Genomic DNA, 21765 nt, shown 5'->3' on the forward strand with positions numbered 1-21765 from the left:
GATGAAGCTAAAAAGAGATTCATTACTTTTTAAAACGATATTATATAATGACTTGTCTATGTTACTTACGGGACTGACAATAATAGGACTAGTTGTTATTTTCGTATTTAAAGAATTAGAAAAAAACTTTTCTATTAAAGCGGTAGAAAAGTTTCAAGTGATAGAGGATATGCTGGATATAAGAAATACTGAATTTATAAATGAGCTTATAAATTTTGCTAACTCTGAAGGGTTCGTAAAAAAAGACCTTTTTATAACTTCGATCCGAACATCGGAAGAAAATAAAGAGATCTATGAGAATATGAAAAAAGAGTTGATATCTAAGAATTTTAGTCTCTATCATGAGTCGAGATTGACTGTCATAGGAAAAGACGGGTCAATATTGGATGAAAACGGTATGCATACTGAAATAAATAATGAGTTTATTAAGAACTTGAGAATTGTAAGAAATAAATTATCTATAACTATAGATTCTGTTATGTATGATAAACTAGAGGAAAAATTTTATTATGAAATTGTAGTTCCAATAGAAGAAAATGATGAAATCTATGCTGTTTTAGTAGAAATACCTTTAGAAAAAGATTATTTTAGAGGAAACAAATATCTTATGGTAGCAGACCATGACGATGTAGAAGATTTAGGGTTATATCAAAGTAGAGCCCCATTATCCTTAACTGCCATGGAATTAAACAGGTTAAAAAAGGAAAAAGCTAAGCTGATAAAATTAAATGAAAAAGGATATAGTGTTAAAAGTTTAACCATTAAAGGGATAGACTATAATATTGTTTCCAGGCCAGTATTAAATTCTTTTGGGAAGGAAGTTGGTTATCTGGTACTCAGTCTATCAGAACCGGCATTGACTAAGTTTAAAACGGGAACCATGTCTTTAATAATCTTAGCCACAATAATCTTGATCTTACTCAATTCATTTATAATAAATGGTACATTTAAACAGCTTCTAATGCCTTTAGAAGATCTGTCTCTAGCAGTAGATGATATAGCTTCGGGAAACTTAGATAGAGATGTGAGGCTGAATGGGACCAGTGAGATAAAACTTCTGAGTCTTGCTACAAAAAAAATGGTAGAAAAATTAAAAAATAACAATTTTATATTAGAGGATCAGAATGAAAAATTAAAAACTTATATTCACAGGGTAGAAGGAGTGGAAAAACTCCTCCTAGGTGTAAGAAAGGAACCTAGTGACAGTGGGATAATAGATCTAATATTGAAGGGGTTTACTTCTGGTGTAGGCTTAAATTATGACAGAGCGATATTTTTTGAATATAGTAATGAACAGGGCTGTCTGGTAGGTAAAAAAATAAGGAAAAATAGAAATATAATTAAGGAAGATAAACTCTCTAGTTTTGATCTGAGGTATGAAACTATGAAAGAGATAGTTCCATTGATCAAGATAAAAAATGATGATAACTTATTTCATAAGGCTATATCGGAAAAGAGAATTATCTTTGAGAACAGAAGAGGTTATAAGATCTATCTGGGAAGCGAACTTCTTATGGGGTTTGGTCTGAGTAATTTTATGATATTGCCGATCTTTAATGGGGATCAAAATGTTGGGTGTATATTAATAGATAATTATATCTCTGGTAGAAGGATAGAGGTTGAAGATGTAGAGTTATTTAATGTAATCCTATTAAATGTTGGGATACACTATGAAAATCAACAGATTGAGCTGGAAAAAATAACCAATGAAAGAGATATCGCCATAGGACGTATGTTTAAAAAAATTATCTACAGAAGAAATAAAGTAATTGAAAAATATACCCTGATGATGATGAAACTCTATAATAATGATCAAATAAATGGTGAAGCTTTTAAAGAATTTAGAGATGAGATATGTAATATCAATAGGGAAGACTCGATATTATTTGATTATTCCGATAAAAAGGAGTATAATTTTGAGAAATTAAAAATCAATAAATTCTTAACTGAGGTAGTAGAAAGTTATGTTAGATGTAATCCAAATAGAGATATTTCTCTATTTTTAGGTGAAGAAGCCAATTTCTTAGGAGATTCTATAGAACTTACAAAAGCATTTCGTGAAATTATAAATAATGCACTGAATGCTATAACTGGAGTCACAAATGGTAGGATCAATATAATATCTAAGGTAAATGATGAAAATATAAAAATAAAAATTCTTGATAATGGATCAGGGATATCTACAAAGGCTTTAGGGGAAAATTTATTCGAACCATTTGCCAGTGGAAATGAAGAGTCATCAGGGCTGGGCCTTGCTATCGCTAACAAGATAATCAGTAGCCATAGAGGGATTATTAAAATAAAATCAAAACTCGGTGAAGGAGCAGAGATAAAAATAATTTTAAATAGATATAAGGAGGATATGAATGTCTGAAGAGAAAAAAGATTATGGGAAAACCCTAAATCTCCCAAAAACAAATTTTCAAATGAGGGCTAATTTAGCTGGGAAGGAACCTCAAATGTTAAATGTTTGGAGAAAACAAAATATATATGAGAAAAGTTTAAAAGAGGGTGCTAGGCAATTTATATTGCATGACGGACCTCCGTATGCCAATGGAGATATACATATTGGACATGCATTAAATAAAATATTAAAAGATATTATATTAAAATATAAAAGATTACAAGGTTTTGATGCACCGTACGTTCCAGGTTGGGATACACATGGATTACCAATCGAATTTAAAGTTGCAGAGGAATTAGGAGATAAGATAAAAGATATGCATCCTCTAAAAGTTAGAGAAAAATGTACTAAATATGCTAAAAAATGGGTTGAAAAGCAAAAAGAAGGATTCAAAAGACTTGGAATATTAGCTGAATGGGATAAACCTTATTTAACTTTAAATCCAGAATATGAAGCAGAGCAATTAGAAGTTTTCAAAGAGTTATATGAAAACGGATATATCTTTAAAGGATTAAAGCCGATACATTGGTCACCTGTAAGTAAAACAGCTCTTGCAGAAGCAGAGATAGAGTACCATAACCATAAATCACCAACAATGTTTCTTAAGATGGAAGCTAACCCTGATGCATTAGAAGTAATGGGTATAGAAGAAGCTTCATTTGTAATCTGGACAACAACTCCTTGGACAATTCCTGCTAATATGGCTATCTGTCTAAATGAAGAATTTGACTATGGTATCTATAAGACATCTAAAGGGAACTTAGTATTAGCTGAGGGACTAGCAGAAAAAGCATTAGCTGATATGGGAATAGAAGGTGCCGAGTTAATCAAGAAATTTAAAGGTGGAGAATTAGAAAAATTAACATATAAGCATCCATTCTTAGATAGAACTGGATTAATTATTTTAGGTGACCACGTAACTTTAGAAGCTGGTACTGGATGTGTACATACAGCTCCTGGACATGGTCAAGATGACTATGTAGTAGCTACGAGATATGGTATTGAAGTAATCTGTCCAGTAGACCAAGATGGTCACTTAACAGATGAAGCCGGGGAAAGATTCTCTGGAATGTACTATCAAAAAGCAAATAAAGCTATCTTAGCATATATGGAAGAAACAGGTCACTTATTACATACAGAAATAATAGAGCATTCTTATCCACATGACTGGAGAAGTAAGACACCGGTAATCTTTAGAGCAACTGAACAATGGTTCGTAAAGATTGAGGGATCAGACATTAGAGAAAAAGCATTAAAAGCATTAGAAGATGTAGAATTCTTACCTGCATGGGGAAGAAATAGATTGACTACTATGATGGAAAACAGACCTGACTGGTGTATCTCTAGACAAAGAACTTGGGGAGTACATATCCCTATCTTCTATAACAACAAGACTGGAGAGGAGATCTTCAACACTGAAATAGCTGATAAAGTTATTGCATTAGTTAAAAAAGAAGGATCGGCAGCATGGGTTAAATATTCAGCTGAAGAGTTAATTGGAGAAGAATTATTAGAAAAGTACAACTTAAAAGATATAGAGTTAAGAAAAGAAACAAATATCATGGATGTATGGTTTGATTCTGGAGTATCTCATAGAAGTGTATTAAATACTAGAGATTACCTAAGAAGACCTGCAGATCTATATTTAGAAGGATCAGATCAGCATAGAGGTTGGTTCCAAACTTCATTATTAACTTCTATTGGTTCTACTGGAGATGCACCTTATAAAGCTATCTTAACTCATGGATTTGTAAATGATAAAGATGGTAAAAAAATGTCTAAATCAGTAGGAAATACAGTAGATCCTATGGATATAATAAATACATATGGAGCAGATATCTTAAGATTATGGTGTGCATCTGTAGACTATAGTGATGATGTAAGAATATCTGATAACGCAATCAAGCAAATTTCTGAATCTTATAGAAGAGTTAGAAACACAGCCAGATATATTCTAGGAAATATAAATGACTTTAATCCTGCAACGGATAAAGTAGCATATGAAGACTTAACAGAGATAGATAAGTGGGCATTACATAGATTAGAAACATTAAAAACTAATGTAACAGCTAACTATGATAAATATGAGTTCTATAACTTATTCAATGATGTTCATTATTTTGCAGGGATCGAGATGTCAGCATTCTACCTAGATATAATCAAAGATAGATTATATGTAGAGAAAACTGACTCAAACGCTAGAAGATCGGCTCAAACTGTTATGTATGAAGTATTAGTAGCTATGACGAAGATGATCTCACCTGTGTTATCATTTACAGCAGAAGAAATTTGGGGTAAATTACCAGATGCAGCTAAAGATACAGATTCAGTATTATTAACTTCTTGGTATGAAGCTAACCCTGAATGGATCAATGAAGAATTAGGAACTAAGTGGGATGAAATTTCAAAACTTAGAAAAGAAGTAAATAAAGTATTAGAAAAAGCTAGACAAGGTGAAGATAAGATAATTGGTAATGCATTAGATGCAAAATTAGAATTACATATAGCTGATGAAAAATTAAAAGCTTTTGTTGAATCTAATAAAGATCTTTTAGAGACAGTATTCTTAGTATCTCAATTTGATATTGTAAGTGAAGCAACAGCAGAATTTACAGTAGCAGAAGAAGTAGAAGGATTAAATCTAAAAGTAAGTCATGCAGCTGGAGAAAAATGTGAAAGATGTTGGAAATATTCTGAAAACTTAGGAACAGATTCAGAGTATACTGATATTTGTCCTAGATGTACAGATGTAATGACAAAATAAAAATTAAGTATAATTAAGTTATAAGGAGGAGAGAGGATAGATTGAGGTCTTTCCTCTCTTCTCTAAATTAAAGTAGGGGGAGCAAACATGAGGTTAATTATTTTAATTGTAGCCCTTTTAGGAATAGATCAATGGACTAAGGAATTAGTAGCAAGCTCTATGTCTGAAGGAGATACTGTAGGCATCTTAAATGATTTTTTTCATATAACTTATGTAAAAAACCATGGTGTGGCCTTTGGAATGTTCCAAGGGGAGATAAAAACTATTAGTATAGTAGCCATAATAGCTATATTAGGAATAATATATTTCATGATAAAGCAGCTGAAACCTCATGAAGTCATCTCGAAATACGCATATGCTTTTATATTAGCAGGTGCTATTGGGAATATGATAGATAGGATATATAGAGGATTTGTAGTTGATTTTGCAGATTTTAGAGGTATTTGGAAGTTTGTATTTAACATGGCAGATGTTTGGATTAATATAGGAGTATTTTTACTGATATTAGAAGTAATTATATTAGAGAGAAAGAAAAAGCAACTAAAAAAGAAAAACTAAAAATCAGTATAATCTATGTCTAGAAAAATTTTTAGTTTTAAAGAATGAGAAGCGGGAGGCAATAATGAATTTTCAAGATATGATAATGGCGTTACAACAATTTTGGGGGTCAAAAGGATGTGTAATAGGAAATCCATATGATATAGAGACAGGTGCAGGAACATTTAACCCTAATACTACGCTTATGGCATTAGGACCTGAACCATGGAGCACAGCCTATGTAGAACCATCAAGAAGACCAAAAGATGGAAGATACGGTGAGAATCCAAATAGAGTATATCAACATCATCAATTTCAAGTAATAATGAAACCATCACCACTTAATATTCAAGAACTTTACTTAGAAAGTTTAAAGATGTTAGGGGTAGATCCATTAAAGCATGATATTAGATTTGTAGAAGATGATTGGGAATCTCCAACTTTAGGTGCATGGGGATTAGGATGGGAAGTATGGTTAGACGGTATGGAGATCACTCAGTTTACTTATTTCCAACAAGTCGGAGGAATTGAACTAGATGTTACTCCTGTTGAAATTACCTATGGTTTAGAAAGAATAGCTCTATATATTCAAGAGAAAGAGAGCGTATATGATCTAGAGTGGGCACCTGGAATTAAATATGGTGATATGAGATTACAATATGAATATGAACAATCAAAATATTCATTTGAAATAGCTGATTTAGATATGCACTTTAAATGGTTTGATGATTGTGAAGCGGAAGCTCAAAGAATATTAGATGAAGGTTTAGTATTCCCAGCTTACGACTTTGTATTAAAAGGGTCACACATCTTTAATGTATTAGATGCTAGAGGAGCTATCTCTGTAACGGAGAGACAATCTTATATATTGAGAGTTAGAAATATGTCTAAAAGATGTGCTGAAGTGTTTTTACAGGCAAGAAAAGATTTAGGATACCCACTTTTGAAGAAGTAGAAAATAATTGAAAATTTTTGACACAGAGAAACACAGAGAAAGCTCTGTGAGATTCTAATTAATATCTTTGTGTAACTCTGTATAAGAAGAGATTTAATTAAAGAGTTCATAATAAAAAAATAGAGGTGAAAGATGAATATTTTATTAGAAATTGGTATGGAAGAGATACCTGCAAGGTTTTTAAAACCTGCACTAAATGATCTAGAAAAAAATATGAAAACTTATTTAAAAGAAAATAGAATAGGTTTTGAAGGAATAAAAACATATGGGACTCCTAGAAGATTGATATTATCTATATCAAATCTAGCAGAGAAACAAGATGATTTAAATATATTAAACCAAGGACCTGCAAAACATATTGCTTTTGGATCAAATGGCGATCTTACAAAGGCGGGGATGGGATTTGCAAAATCTCAAGGAATAGAAGCTACAGATTTAGAGATAATTGAAACTCCTAAAGGAGAATATATTGCAGCTAAGAAATTTGTAGAGGGAAAAGAAACTAAAGTATTGTTACCAGAAGCTTTAAAAGGATTAGTAGAGGGATTAACTTTTTCTAAATCTATGAAATGGTCAGATAAAAAAATGAAATTTGCCAGACCAATCCAATGGATCTTAGCCTTAGCAGACAATGACTTAGTTGAATTTGAAGTAGAGGGGTATAGAAGTGGAACAATGTCTAGAGGACATAGATTCTTCGGAGAAAAAGAATTTGTTGTCACTGATATAGATGATTATTTTACAAAAGTAAAAGCTAATAATGTAATCGTTGATATAGAGGAAAGAAAAAATATGATCGTTGAGATGATCAATAAAAATTGTTCAGCGGCAGGGGAAAAAGTAGTTATTGAAAACGAACTGTTAGATGAAGTAACTAACCTTGTAGAATATCCATATCCAATAGTAGGAACATTTAATTCTGAGTTTTTAGAAGTACCTCAAGATGTACTTATCATCTCTATGCAAGTACATCAAAGATATTTCCCAATCTTAGATTCAGATGGGAACCTGTTACCTAAATTTGTAGTAGTTAGAAATGGTATAGATGGATCTGAAAATGTAAGAATAGGAAACGAAAAGGTATTATCGGCTAGACTTTCTGATGCAAGATTTTTCTACCAAGAGGACCTTAAGAAACCATTGTCTGAAAATGTAGAAAAGTTGAAACACGTTGTATTTCAAAAAGATTTGGGAACTATCCATCAAAAATTAGAGAGAAGTAAGAAGATAGCTGAAAAATTGGTAGATATATTAGGATTTGAAGGGAATAAATCTGATATATTAAGAACAATAGAGTTATCTAAAGCAGATTTAGTCTCTAATATGATTGGAGAAAAAGAATTTACAAAATTACAAGGATTTATGGGAGCAGAATATGCACTTAGATCTGGAGAAAATGAAAAAGTAGCTAAGGGAATAGAAGAACATTACTACCCTAGATATCAAGGGGATAGATTACCTCAAAATATAGAGGGGGTAATTACAGGTATTTGTGATAGAATAGATACTTTAGTAGGTTGTTTTGGAATAGGTCTTATTCCAAGTGGATCAAAAGATCCGTTTGCTCTGAGAAGATCAGCATTAGGAATAGTAAATATTATATTTAATTCAAAATTAGATATTTCTATAGATGAACTTGTAAATATCAGTATTAACGCTTTAGAATTAGACGGTGTATTGAAAAAAGACAAGGAAAAAGTAAAATCTGATGTAATGGAATTTATGAGTCAAAGAATAATAAATGTATTCTTAGATAAAGGATATAGAAGAGACTTTATTATGGCTGTATTAGATGTTAAGAATGAAAATTTATTAGAAGTAGAGAAGAAATTATCTACACTAAATGAAGTATCTTCTAATGAAAACTTTAATGAATTAGTTTCACTTTTAAAAAGAGTAGGTAATATATCTAAAGATTATAAAGGTAAAATAAATATCAGTGAAGATCTTCTAAAGGAAGAGGCTGAAAAATCTCTTTATAACTTCTATATGGAGTTTATGAGTATATCTGAAGAGATCTTAGGTAGGAATGATTATCTAACTTATTTAAAGACTATCCTTTCAGGAAAAGAAACTATAGATGGTTTCTTTGATTCGGTGATGGTAATGGATAAGGATGAAAATATAAAAAATAATAGGTTATCACTTTTAACTTCTTTAAATACTATATTTAATAGGGTAGCAAATTTAAATTTAATAGAGATAAAATAATAGAAAAGGACTGGTCATTGACTAGTCCTTTTTTATTTTGAAGAAATTTCGCTTTGATTGTACAAATTTTACATCAAGTGTTTTGAAATAAAACTAAAAAAAAGATTAAAGTGCAAATTTTATTTGACATTTCATGAAAAGTGAATTAAACTAATAATGGAAGTTAGGATGAAACGTTTCCAAAATAAAAGGAGGATGTATATGAAAAAAATATTAATAGGGATACTGATGATTTTAGGATCTGTGACCTATGGTAAAGAAGTTGAAATCCCTAAAAATAGAATGACTGAATATCCTTTTGTAAGTTTTGAAAAAATAAGGGTAAGTGACTATAAAGAAAAACCAATGGAAGAGGTTAAAATAACGATAGAGACTACTGTTTACGAAAGAAAAAATATGTATTCGGATCGTATTTCTAAAGGTTCTTTAAAGGAACCATTTATATTCGAACAAAAAATAAATACAATTACAGAGAAAACTAGGGAGGAATTTCAGACAAATAAAAATGGAATTGCTGAGATAAATAAAAAAATTGAGTTCGGAGATTTAATAAAAGATTTAAATTATAAAGGTGCATTTTATTCTGCAAAATTTGATAAAAAAATGATAAAAATGATCATCATAGTAGAAAAAGATGGATATACGGCAAAAAAATACACCTATGAAGGGGAATATCCAAATATCTTAGATGTGAGATTGAAAAGCCAGACAGATAATGATAATAATTCAAAAGTTCTGCAGGAGATGACTGTAGAGGAACAAAGTGACAATTTAAAAATTTTTAAAAATTTAGCAAAGGATAATAATTTAGAATTAAAAAATTATAGTGAAATTGAGATTAGAAATAAAAATTATACTGCTTTTGATTTAGATTATAAAAATAACCTTGGAGGAACTGAACTAGAGTTTAATAACTATATCCTCCCATTATTGGAATATGGAGAAAAGCTGATTCATTCTGATGCAGATGGAATTATGTTTAGAATAAATGAAAAAAATGGAAATACCTATCAATATTTAATAAGAAACGATATTTTAAAAAAATATAAAAATTATGAGCTTAGTGGTACAGAACTCTATCGCAGAGTTATTAGAATAAAGAATAAAAAAAGACTAAATTAATTAAGGGGGAAAGAAGAATGAAAAGATTAGGTTTTGGAATTATGGCTTTATTGCTAGCTGGAACAGTAACAATGGCAGCAGAAACAACAACTGCAACACCAGTAGCATCTATAACAATGGAAGATTTAGATAAGAGGGTAGAAGAAAAAGTAGAGAATATGTTGGCAAAGAATGATTCTTTTGAGATTCATGGTTATGCAAGAGCTGGAGTTTTAATGAATCAAGATGGAAAACAGGTAACTGGTGGAATGTTTAACGATGGAACACCTAGTAAAAACCTTGTTGGAAGATTAGGAAATGAAACTGACAACTACTGGGAACTTGAATTTGTAAAGAAATTCACTGCAGATAACGGTGTTTGGTCTAACTGGCATTTGATGTTTGCACAACACGATCAAAATAGAGAAAGATTGAATGAAGGAAATGGTTCGGAAGATGTAGCAGTAAGACAATTATATGCTGAAATGGGTGGATTTGCCTGGAACCCAGATTTAACATACTGGGTGGGAAAAAGATTTTATAATAGACAGGATATACATGTTACGGATTACTACTGGAATGATTATTCAGGAACAGGTGCCGGGATACAAGGTTTAGCTGATGGAAACTTAGATTTAGCTTATGTTGCAGGGTCTAGCTGGCAGGATGACCTTCTGACTGGGAACGGAAAGTTAATGAGTCATAACCTTATAGCTACTTATAGACATAATAACTGGACGTTTGATGGGATGGCTATGTTTGCGGATGGTAATGCAGATTACTTAAATGAAACGAAATCAAATGATATTGATTATGCAGAAAATGGATTCCAAACAACTGTTACTTATAATAACTCAGGTTTCTATGGTATGGAAAATGGATTTAGTAAGGCGTTCTTCCAAGCTGGATACGGATTAGGTTCAGCTAGTGGATTAGGACATACTCAATGGAATTGGGAGACTAAGCAAAAGGATACTTCATATAGAGTAGGAACTTTTGGTGTAACTGAAGGAGAGAAATGGTCATTCATGCCTCAAACAGTTTTACAATATGATGTAAGTGATGCAAGTAGCGATGATAATAAATTAACAGCTAGTGCAGTGATAAGACCTGTATATAAAGTAGTAGATAATTTTTCAGTTCAATTTGAATTAGGATTAGGATATGAGGGATACAATAAAAATGAAAATACCAGTGGAGATAAAAGAAATGGAATGTACTATAAGGCCACTGTAGCTCCTACAATCAGTTTAAATGATTCATTCTGGGGAAGACCACAGCTTAGAGTATTTGGATCATATGTAGGGTGGACATCAGATGTAGCACCTGATACAAAGACGGTAGCAGGTTCAGATAGTGAATTAAGAGCAGGTGTTCAAGCAGAGATCTGGTTCTAATATTTTTTTAGACTAATTTTGGAAACGATTCAAAGAATTTAAAGATAAAAGTGAGGGCAAAGAATTTCTTTGCCCCACAAAAAAAATCCCTCTAACCTTTTAAATAAGTTGTTGAAAAAAGAAAATTAGTTTAAAATAAAAACAAATGATTTATGGGGGCGATAGAGGTGGCTAAATATACAATTAAAGATATAGCTAAGATGGCAGGAGTAGGAGTAGGGACTGTTTCTAGGGTTATTAATAATCATCCAAGTGTTAAGGAAGAGACAAAGGATAAAGTGTTAAAAATAATAGAAGAGGTAAACTATAAACCTAATGAACTAGCTAGAGATTTAAAAAGAAAAAAAAATAATGTAATAGGAATATTGATTACTGGATATCCAAATCCATTCTTTGATGATGTGATAGGTGGAATAGACAGGGAATTGAAAAAAGAAAATTTAACTTCACTTATTCACTATACAGAATTAGAAGATTTTCAGGTAGCGGTATCATCACTTATAGATTATGACGTGAAGGGTATAATTTACTTAGGGGGGAAATCCAAAGATAATCTAGAGGGGATAAATGTACCATTGGTACTAGCTTCTACAACAATAGATAATTCGTGTTCAGATAAATTTCATATGGTAAGTATAAATAATAGAAAAGCTGCCTATGAATCTGTAAAATTTTTAATAGATACAGGGTGCAAAAAAATAGGAATCATCATTTCAAACTATGAAGATGAACTGGCCCTTGAAAGGATAAAAGGATATAAAGATGCTATAGAGGAAGCAAAATTAGAATATGAAATTATATGTGAAGGTGAATATACAGCTAAAGGCGGGTATGAAGGAGCTAAAAATATGTTTGCTCAGGGGAAACCAGATGCAATATTTGCTATATCTGACCTCATGGCTATAGGAGCTACAAGGTATATACTAGAAAGTGGATATAAGGTTCCGGAAGATATTTCTATAATAGGATTTGATGGGATTGAGGAAAGTAAGTATTACTATCCATCCATAACTACAACTGAACAACCAAGAAAATTAATGGGTGAGATGGCAGCTAAATTACTCATTGAAGATGTAAAAAATGAGAAAGATAAAAAAATAAAAAAACAGGATATTTGCTTAAAAGTCGATATGATAGAAAGGGAAAGTACAAAATAAGATTATTAGGAGGAAAATATGAAGAATTATATGAAGGGATTAATGGTCGGAGGAGCAATGCTTCTTACTGCTTGTGGCGGTGGAACAGAGCAAAAAGAGGAAAAAACTGTGGTAGATATATTTCAATTTAAGGTAGAAATAGCGGAGCAGTTTGATGAATTGTCTCAAATTTATATGGAAACACATCCTAATATAGAGATAAATATAGAAACTGTAGGTGGAGGAGACGACTACGGTGCTGCACTTCGTGCTAAGATGGCATCAGGAAATGAACCTACTATATTTAATGTAGGAGGACCACAAGACGTCTATGACTGGCAGGATAAATTAGTGGATCTCTCAGACGTAGAATTAGCAGGAAAGGCGTTTGATGGAGCCTTAAGCGGAGCAACATTAGATGGAAAAGTATATGGATTACCATTTACCCAAGAAGGGTATGGATTTATATATAATAAGGAAATGTTAAAAAAAGCCGGGATAGATGCAAAAACTATAACTAGTTACGAATCTTTAGAAACTGCTGTTAAGATGTTAGATTCTAAAAAAGAAGAATTAGGGTTGGAAGCTGTGTTTGCAACTGCAGGAAAAGAAACATGGGTAACTGGATTACATTATTCAAATGTAGCCCTAGCACAAGAATTTGGAAGTGTATTTGATGCTTATAATGCTAAAGCAGTTGAGTTTACATATTCAGATGGAATGAAACAACTATTTGATCTACAGATAGATTATGGTAGAAAGCCTATAAATGCAACTGATTACTCTACTCAGGTAGAAAGATTATTCTCTATGGGGAAAGTAGCAATGACCCAACAAGGAAACTGGGCATTTGGATCGGTTAAAGGGATAGATGAAGAGTTAGCTAAAAATATAGGGTTCTTACCTATGCCGATTGTAGGAGCTAAAGAAAATGTGCTACCAGTAGGGATTCCTATGTACTGGACTGTAAACAAAGATTCAGATGAAGCTCAGATAAAGGCAGCTAAAGAATTTTTAAATTGGGTATATACATCTGAGACTGGAAAAGATTATGTAATCAATAAATTTAATTTTATACCACCATATAAAGGTTTTGATGGGGATAACTTGCAGCCAAAAGATCCATTAGCTAAAGATATAATGGCATTCTCAGAAGCTGGAAATACTATTCCTTGGGTGTTTATGGGATATCCTACAGGTTGGGGAATGGAGACGTTAGGAGTGGAATTACAAAAATATATAGATGGTCAAATTACTTGGGATGAAGTTTTAGAAACTGCAAAAACTTCATGGAGTGAGAGTAGAAAAGAAAAATAAAACTGGATAAACTAATAAAGAAAAAAGGGGGAAACCCCTTTTTTTCTAAAAAAGGAATGATGATGATGAATTATAATAAGAAAACATTTTGTTTATTTGCAGGGCCTATAATAGTTGCATTTCTAATGGTATTGGTAATACCATTACTTATAGGAGTATACTATTCATTTACAGAATGGAATGGAAGGATGGATCAGGTTCCAGATTTTATAGGGTTAAGCAACTATATAGCTATAATTAAAGATGAAGGATTCAGAAATGCTTTTATCTTTACAGCGAAGTTCACAGTAGTATCTGTAATTGTTATCAATGCAATAGGATTTAGTTTAGCACTTTTGGTAACTAAAAAATTAAAGATTTCTAATTTTATGAGAACAATATTTTTTATGCCTAACCTGATAGGGGGACTTATCTTAGGTTTTATATGGCAGTTTATATTTATGGGTGTATTCCAGACTATTGGTGAAATAACAGGTTGGACATTTTTTCAGGGCTGGCTGGCAGATGCCAATACTGGGTTCTGGGGACTGGTAATAATCATGGTTTGGCAGATGTCGGGATATTTGATGGTAATCTATATCGCAGCATTGCAAAATATTCCAAAATCATTGTTGGAAGCAGCAGAGATAGATGGAGCTAATGGCTGGGCAAAGACAAGGCATATAATATTTCCTATGGTAGCACCGGCATTTACTATAAGTATGTTTCTAACTTTGGCGAATTCATTTAAATTATTCGATCAAAATTTATCTCTTACAAATGGAGGTCCAGGAGGATCTACAGAGATGTTAGCTTTAAATATCTATAAAACAGCATATACTTTCACTAATTATGGTGCAGCTCAGGCAAAAGCAGTTGTATTTTTCCTGTTAGTGGCTTCTATTACCATGGTACAGGTATATGTCAATAAGAAAAAAGAGGTGGAGATGTAATGAAAAGTAAACAAAATTCAAGGATATTATTATATATCGTAGGAGTTCTGACATCTATTTTATTTATATCGCCATTTTATATATTGATAGTCAATGCTTTTAAAACTAAGAGGGAGCTTTTTGGAAGTACTCTAACTCTTCCTAAGGAATGGATGCTGGATAACTTTAAAGTGGCTTTAAATAAACTATCGTTTTTATGGATTGGAAAAAACTTCAGTATGGAAGGTTTTTTTGGATCGGCATTATTTAATTCGATGTTTATAACGATTACCAGTACAATTTTAATTATCATATTCTCTTCCATGGCTGCTTGGATTTTAGTGCGAACGAAATCAAAGGTGAGTAATATTGTGTTTTATATGTTTATTGCAGCGATGCTGGTACCGTTTCAAGCTGTGATGCTTCCCTTGGTAGCTTTTATGGGCAGGTTGGGATTACAAAATAGATTGGGAATTATATTTATGTATCTAGGGTTTGGATCAAGTTTTTCTATATTTCTATATCATGGATTTATAAAGAGTATTCCTGTATCACTAGAGGAAGCAGCAAGAATTGATGGATGCGGGCCTTGGAAGGTATTTTGGAAGATTATATTTCCTACGTTGAAACCAATTCATGTGACTGTAGCTATTTTAAATACAATTTGGATTTGGAACGACTTCTTATTACCCCAACTGATGATAAATAAGAAAGGAACCCAGACTATTCCGTTGAAGATGTATCTTTTCTTTGGAGGGTATTCAAAACAATGGCATCTTGCTATGGCAGGATTATTAATCGCTGTAATACCTATAATAATATTTTATTTCTTTGCACAAAAACATATTATAGAGGGAGTAACAGCAGGATCTGAAAAATAAAAGAAGTAGAAAACTTCATTTTTCCTTGAGAGAGATGAAGTTTTCTACTTCTTTTTTGAAAAAACAGATTAAATATAACTTAAAATAATATTATTTATAAATCAATTGGAACTAAAAAAATGATTTGAAAAATGTGCTAAAAGCAAAAAAAATGTGTACAAAAACAGGAGCATTTTATATTTTAAATTGAAAAAAATAAAAAAAAAGGGTATACTTTTTATCTAGGGGAAAAAGTGAGGTGGCTGAAATTGGAAGAAAAAGAGATAATAGTAGATATTTTAACAGTAGCAAATGCTATTTCAAGGGCTGGAAAAGAGTTGTTAAATGATGTTTTGGAAAAGTATAATATAAGTTTTGTAGAATATTATATGCTGCGTCATTTAGAAAAAAATCCGGGAGAAACCCAGTATAACCTTTTAAAATATACAATGCTAACTAAATCTAGAGCTAATCAAATAGTCAGTAAGTTAGAGAAAATGGGATATCTGGAGAAGAAAACAGAGATGGTAGGATCGCTTTTAAAAAAGCCATTATACTTAACAGAATCAGGTAAAAAAATAGTGGTAGAAGGGGTAGATGATATCTATGAGAACACTATAAAAAACCTGAGCGAGGAAGAGAAGTTTAAATATGAACTATACAGGAGTAAGATGGTTGAAATATTGATGAATATGAGACTTACTTTAGGGACGATGACACCAGAATATTTGAAAAAATAGTGAATTCTAAAGCATGAAATATCGTGCTTTTTTTTATGGGCAAAAAAATGAACCATTCAAAACTAAACTCATTAAAAAAATTAGGGATAGATATTAATCTCGCTTTTTATTAAAATAAATTAATCTAAGTTGGATAATTAAAAATTATTAATAAGATAAATTATTTTAAGGAGGAACAGGATGAATAAGAGAAGAATAGCATTATTAGCCGGACTAATGACAATGGGAATGGTATCATTTGCAATGGAGGAAGGAAATGCAGAGGTGTTAAAGACTCAGGAGCAAAAAGAGTTAAGTATTTTCAATATTAATGACAGGGTAAGATTTGATGAAAATAGATTAGAAGTAAATGGTAATTTACATTTGGATGAAAATAATAGACTAGAGATGAGGGTTAGAAACTATACTGGTGTAGGATCTGATGCAAACAGCTCAAGATCTAGTGGAAAGGAAACATCAGATAGAACAGAAGTAAGATTAAGATTACATACACAAACATCTGTAGAAAACATGGAAATAAGAACAGAAGTTAAAACAAATACATACGAGAATAGTGGAAGTAAGCAGTTATTTAGGGTACAGCCAACATGGCATCTATTTACAGATGTTGATGGGTTAGATTCATTGGTAAGAGCAGGTGTGGGAATGGAGCATTCTGGAGATGCCCATGGTGAAGATTATATGATAACAACTTCATTTGAAAACTACTATACAATAAATGATTACTTTGCAATTGAAGGAAATGTTTATTATGATTATACATTTGGTGGGGATGGAGCTACTGATGGGCAGTATCATAATGTAGAGATAGAGGCTTATGCATATGCTAATTACCCGTTATATCAAAATGATGATATGAAAGTGGAAGCATTGTTTGAAGGTGGACTAGACCCTTATGGTTTTGGAAACAGACATTTTGATGATTTAAATGATGTCAATAAAGATAACAACAAAAATGGTGAAGACTATTATGTAGTATATTTAGAGCCTTCAGTAAAAGTAACTAAGCATTTAAATGAAACAAATAATGTTTACCTACAAGGTGGATACTATATTGAAAAGAATGAAGAAAATACAAGTAGTAACTATGATGATACAGCATTTGTAAGAGTGGGATTCACAAGTAAATTTTAAAAAAATATTATAATAATACAAGAAACACTTCCTGTCTAAGGGGAGTGTTTCTTTTTGATACACAAACAATAAAAAACAGTGATTAAATACCTTGAGCAGTTAAAAGTTTAATAATTAAACGGTTTAATAAAACAACCATTGTAGAACTTAGGTATATGGAGTAAACTTCTAACAAGTTAATTAGATTAATTATTTTTAATCAATAAAACTTAAAAGTTAAATTTTATTAATGATTTGGAAAAATTAAAATATTTATTTTTAGGAGGAAACAAATGAACAAGAGAGGAATAGCTTTATTAGCTGGATTAATGACAGTTGGAATGGTATCATTTGCAATGGATGACAACTCAGAAATGTTAACACAAGAGCAAAAGCCATTAAGTATCTTTAATATCAATGACAGAGTAAGATTTGATGAAAACAGATTAGAGATGAATGGTAACTTACATTTAAATGAAAACAATAGATTAGAAGTAAGGGTTAGAAGTTACTCTAACATATCAGATACATTTGGTTCTGATACAGGTGCAGGAACAGGTAAAGGGGAAACTACTAACAGTACAGAGATGAGAATGAGATTATATACTCAAACTTCTGTAGAGAATATGGAAGTTAGAACCGAGTTAAAGACTAATTCATATGAAGGTAGTGCAAATAGACAATACTTCAGAGTACAACCAACTTACTACCTATACAATGAAAATGATTCATTTGCGTTATTAAGAGCTGGATTCGGATATACTCATGGAACTGATGGTAGCGATTCTTACTCGTTCACATCATCATCAGAGAATGTGTATACTGTAAACAACTACTTCTCAGTTGAAGGAAACGTTTATTATGACTATACATTTGCTTCAAGTAGTAATGAAAAGCATAATGTAGATGTAGAGGCGTATGCATATCTTAACTATCCACTATATGAAGGAAATGATGTAAAAGTAACAGCATTATTAGAGGGTGGAATGGACCCGTATTCATTCGGAGCTAGACATTTTGATGATTTAACTAGTGTAAGTGGAAGTGAAAAAGGACATGAAACATATGTATTCTATGCTGAGCCTTCAGTTAAAGCAACTAAGACATTAAATGAAAATAACTCAGTTTACTTACAAGCTGGTTACTATATTGAAACAACAAGTGACAACGATAAAACTGGTACAACTTGGAAAGGTTCTTCAGACAAGTATAATGACACTGGATTCGTAAGAGTTGGATTTACATCTGCATTCTAAACTGATTTTATAAAAATTATATTAAAAAAACACCCCTGTAAAGGGGTGTTTTTGTTGTTATTTAATTTAATTTTATTGTGGATTGTTTGAAAATAAAAAAAGGAATTTTTAGATTGAAGATGTAAATTATAGAAGAACAATTTACTGGGGATAAAAAATATTTATTTTGGAGGGAAAGAGATGAATGTAAAAAAAATAGCTGTATTAGCGGGATTGATGACTATGGGGATGATAACTTTTGCAATGGAGGACAGTGATGCGGAAGTATTGACCCAGGAGGAAAAGCAATTAAGTATCTTTAATATCAATGACAGGGTGAGATTTGATGAGAATAGGTTAGAGATGAATGGAAACTTCCATCTGAATAAAAGTAATAGGTTAGAGATGAGACTTAGACACTATAGTGATATAGGGTATGGAAGTTTTGGAGATACCAGAGAGAGTGGTAATACTGCAGATAACAGGACAGAGATAAGATTAAGATTACACACTCAAACATCTGTGGAAAATATGGTGATCAGAACAGAGTTGAAGACAAACACATATGGCAGTGGTGACGGTGGTAACCAACAATATTTCAGGGTGCAGCCAACATGGCAATTATTTGCAGATGTTGAAAATCTGAGCTCCTACTTAAGGGCAGGTGTAGGGTTTAAACATACTTCACCAAAAATAAAAGATACAACTAATGATTATTCTTTTACATCATCATTTGAAAATTTCTATACAATAAATAATTATTTGGCAGTTGAAGGAAATGTCTATTATGACTATACTTTCGTCGGGGAAGGCTCTGATGACTATAATAATGTAGATATAGAAGCCTATGTATATGCTAATTATCCTCTTTATAAGTCTGAGAATGGTATGAAGTTAGAAGCACTCTTGGAGGGTGGATTTGATCCCTATTCATTTGGTGCCAGACATTTTACGGATCTAAATAATGTGAGCGGTAGCGGGGTAGAAGGACATGAGACTTATGTGTTATATGCAGAACCATCGATTCAAGTGAGTAAATTATTGGATGGAAATAATTCAGTTTTCTTACAAGGTGGATATTATGTTGAGAAAAATGAAAAAAACTCAACTGGGAATGTAGATGATACAGCCTTTATAAGATTTGGATATACAAGTAAGTTTTAATTGTACCTGCTAAAAAACACTCCTAAAAAAGGGGTGTTTTTGTTATATATAAGTAAGAATTCTAATTTACAGTTTATACTTTTACTAACTTTAATGACACTATATGTTTGAAAATAAGAATAAATGTAGAAAAACAGAAGACTTTTCTTGACAAGAGTTGTTTTTTGTATTAGAATTATATGGAAACGATTCCAAAACAAAAAAATACTTTACTAAGATATAATATCTTTAAAACTTAAATTATTAATTTAACAAATAAAATTATGGCTACTCACTTACTTAGTGGGAAGGTTTAAATTTAATTATAAAATTTTAATTATTAATTTGCCATAGGCGACGGGGGGGAATAAATATGTTCGAGAGAAGTAGTGGGATATTGTTACATATCTCATCTTTAGGTGGAGATGGAGGAATTGGAACTTTTGGTAAAGAAGCCTATGAATTTGTTGATTTTTTAAAAAAATCAGGACAGAAATTATGGCAGATTCTACCACTGGGAACAACTTCATATGGAGATTCTCCATATCAATCTTTTTCAGCCTTTGCAGGGAATCCTTATTTTATCGATTTGGAAGAGTTGATAGACAGAGGCGGACTGGACAGACGAGAAGTGAAAGATACAGATTTAGGAGATAACAGGGAATATATAGATTACGAGAAACTATATAAAAATAAACTAAAACTTTTGAAAAAAGCTTATTTAAACGAGGGGAAAGATTTTTTAGAAGAGATAGAGAAATTTAAGAAAAAGCATATTTACTGGATAGATGATTATGCTTTATTCATGGCACTAAAAGATAAAAATGATGGAATAGAGTGGACAAAATGGGTGAAGGAAGAAAAATTTGCCCATATAAATACTCTGAAAAAATATAGGATAGAGCTTAAAGACAAGATAGATTACTATATCTACTTACAATATTTATTCTATACTCAATGGGGGAAATTAAAAAACTATGCCAATGAAAATAAGGTAAAGATAATAGGGGACCTGCCTATATTTATATCCGGTGATAGTGTAGATGCATGGTTAAAAACAGAGTTATTTTTATTTGATGAGAAAAAAAATATAAAAGTTGTGGCAGGATGTCCGCCAGATGCTTTTAGCAGTACAGGTCAATTATGGGGGAATCCGTTATATAATTGGAAAATTATGAGAAGGCGTGGCTACTCATGGTGGATTGAAAGGATGAGAGCAGCATTTGAACTGTATGATATGGTAAGGATAGATCATTTCAGGGGATTTGAATCTTATTGGGAGATCCCGGCGGATGCTCCTACTGCTAGACCTGGAAAATGGGTGAAAGGACCAGGGATAGAAGTATTTAAGGCTATAAAAAATGGATTGGGAGATCTGCCTATTATTGCTGAAGATCTAGGTTTTTTAACTAAAGGGGTGAGAAAACTCTTGAAAGATAGCGGATATCCAGGGATGAAAATATTGGAATTTGCTTTTGATTCAAGGGAGGAGAGTGACTATCTTCCTCATAAATATCCTGAAAATTCAGCGGCTTATACAGGAACCCATGACAATGAAACTGTAGTAGGTTGGTATAAAAATGTAGTGAAAGATGACAAGGAACATGCTGAAAAATATTTAAAAAAATATTTAAAGTTAAAAAAGTTTGAGGGTGAAAAAATAAACGATGTATTTATAGAAGCTATCTGGAAATCTAATTCCGATCTAACTCTAGCTCAGATGCAGGATTTTTTAGGCTTAGATAATAGAGCCAGAATGAATATACCATCAACATTGGGAAATAACTGGAAATGGAGACTGAAAGGTGATGAACTTACCGATGAATTGGCTGAAAAAATAAAGGAAATGACAATTAAATACGGTAGATAGGAAAGAATAGCTGGGGATTAAAATTTTGAATATAAAGAGCAAGTTTAAATTATTTTTAATTTCGCTGTAGG

Annotated in this window: 16 protein-coding genes; all 16 read left to right on the forward strand. The window is 31.8% G+C overall.

Annotated features, from left to right (window positions below; genetic code table 11):
• Position 1 precedes the first annotated feature (1 nt).
• The 16 genes from K337_RS0104690 to malQ all read left to right on the forward strand — a co-directional run bounded on the left by K337_RS0104690 (position 2) and on the right by malQ (position 21694).
• Complete coding sequence (locus tag K337_RS0104690) at positions 2–2374, forward strand: sensor histidine kinase (protein ID WP_028855577.1); 2373 nt, start codon at positions 2–4, stop codon at positions 2372–2374.
• Positions 2367–5168 (forward strand): isoleucine--tRNA ligase, encoded by a 2802-nt coding sequence (gene ileS / locus K337_RS0104695; protein ID WP_028855578.1) that lies wholly within the window; start codon positions 2367–2369, stop codon positions 5166–5168. Before K337_RS0104690 ends, ileS begins: the two co-directional genes overlap by 8 nt.
• 87 nt (positions 5169–5255) lie before the next feature.
• Positions 5256–5726 carry a signal peptidase II gene (gene lspA / locus K337_RS0104700; protein WP_028855579.1) on the forward strand — a complete coding sequence of 157 codons (471 nt, stop codon included), beginning with the start codon at positions 5256–5258 and terminating at the stop codon, positions 5724–5726.
• 64 nt (positions 5727–5790) lie between these two features.
• A complete protein-coding gene (glyQ, locus tag K337_RS0104705) occupies positions 5791–6660 on the forward strand; it encodes a glycine--tRNA ligase subunit alpha (RefSeq protein WP_028855580.1) in 870 nt (289 codons plus the stop codon).
• A 132-nt stretch (positions 6661–6792) separates the two neighbouring features.
• Positions 6793–8871 carry a glycine--tRNA ligase subunit beta gene (gene glyS / locus K337_RS0104710; RefSeq protein WP_028855581.1) on the forward strand — a complete coding sequence of 693 codons (2079 nt, stop codon included), beginning with the start codon at positions 6793–6795 and terminating at the stop codon, positions 8869–8871.
• Positions 8872–9072: 201 nt separating this feature from the next.
• Positions 9073–9993 carry a hypothetical protein gene (locus K337_RS0104715; protein ID WP_028855582.1) on the forward strand — a complete coding sequence of 307 codons (921 nt, stop codon included), beginning with the start codon at positions 9073–9075 and terminating at the stop codon, positions 9991–9993.
• 17 nt (positions 9994–10010) lie between these two features.
• The gene (locus K337_RS0104720; protein WP_028855583.1) at positions 10011–11369 is read left to right on the forward strand and encodes a carbohydrate porin; all 1359 of its coding nucleotides are present in this window, start codon (positions 10011–10013) and stop codon (positions 11367–11369) included.
• A gap of 167 nt (positions 11370–11536) precedes the next feature.
• Positions 11537–12526, forward strand: coding sequence for a LacI family DNA-binding transcriptional regulator (locus K337_RS0104725; protein WP_028855584.1), 990 nt, complete (start codon positions 11537–11539; stop codon positions 12524–12526).
• Between the two features lie 18 nt (positions 12527–12544).
• Entirely contained in the window at positions 12545–13822 is a 1278-nt protein-coding gene (locus tag K337_RS0104730) for an ABC transporter substrate-binding protein (RefSeq protein ID WP_028855585.1), read from the forward strand.
• A gap of 65 nt (positions 13823–13887) precedes the next feature.
• On the forward strand, positions 13888–14754 hold the full coding sequence (locus K337_RS0104735) for a carbohydrate ABC transporter permease (protein WP_028855586.1): 867 nt from the start codon (positions 13888–13890) through the stop codon (positions 14752–14754).
• Entirely contained in the window at positions 14754–15614 is an 861-nt protein-coding gene (locus K337_RS0104740) for a carbohydrate ABC transporter permease (protein WP_028855587.1), read from the forward strand. Before K337_RS0104735 ends, K337_RS0104740 begins: the two co-directional genes overlap by 1 nt.
• 233 nt (positions 15615–15847) lie before the next feature.
• The gene (locus tag K337_RS0104745) at positions 15848–16333 is read left to right on the forward strand and encodes a MarR family winged helix-turn-helix transcriptional regulator (RefSeq protein WP_156877312.1); all 486 of its coding nucleotides are present in this window, start codon (positions 15848–15850) and stop codon (positions 16331–16333) included.
• 180 nt (positions 16334–16513) lie between these two features.
• Positions 16514–17467, forward strand: a complete 954-nt coding sequence (locus K337_RS0104750; protein ID WP_028855589.1) for a FomA family porin-like outer membrane protein — start codon at positions 16514–16516, stop codon at positions 17465–17467.
• Positions 17468–17739: 272 nt separating this feature from the next.
• The gene (locus tag K337_RS0104755; RefSeq protein ID WP_028855590.1) at positions 17740–18702 is read left to right on the forward strand and encodes a FomA family porin-like outer membrane protein; all 963 of its coding nucleotides are present in this window, start codon (positions 17740–17742) and stop codon (positions 18700–18702) included.
• 180 nt (positions 18703–18882) lie between these two features.
• Positions 18883–19845, forward strand: a complete 963-nt coding sequence (locus tag K337_RS0104760; protein ID WP_028855591.1) for a FomA family porin-like outer membrane protein — start codon at positions 18883–18885, stop codon at positions 19843–19845.
• A 352-nt stretch (positions 19846–20197) separates the two neighbouring features.
• Entirely contained in the window at positions 20198–21694 is a 1497-nt protein-coding gene (gene malQ / locus K337_RS0104765) for a 4-alpha-glucanotransferase (protein WP_028855592.1), read from the forward strand.
• Positions 21695–21765: the final 71 nt, after the last annotated feature.

This window comes from Psychrilyobacter atlanticus DSM 19335 (assembly GCF_000426625.1).
In the GTDB taxonomy this organism is placed as follows: Bacteria; Fusobacteriota; Fusobacteriia; order Fusobacteriales; family Fusobacteriaceae; genus Psychrilyobacter; species Psychrilyobacter atlanticus.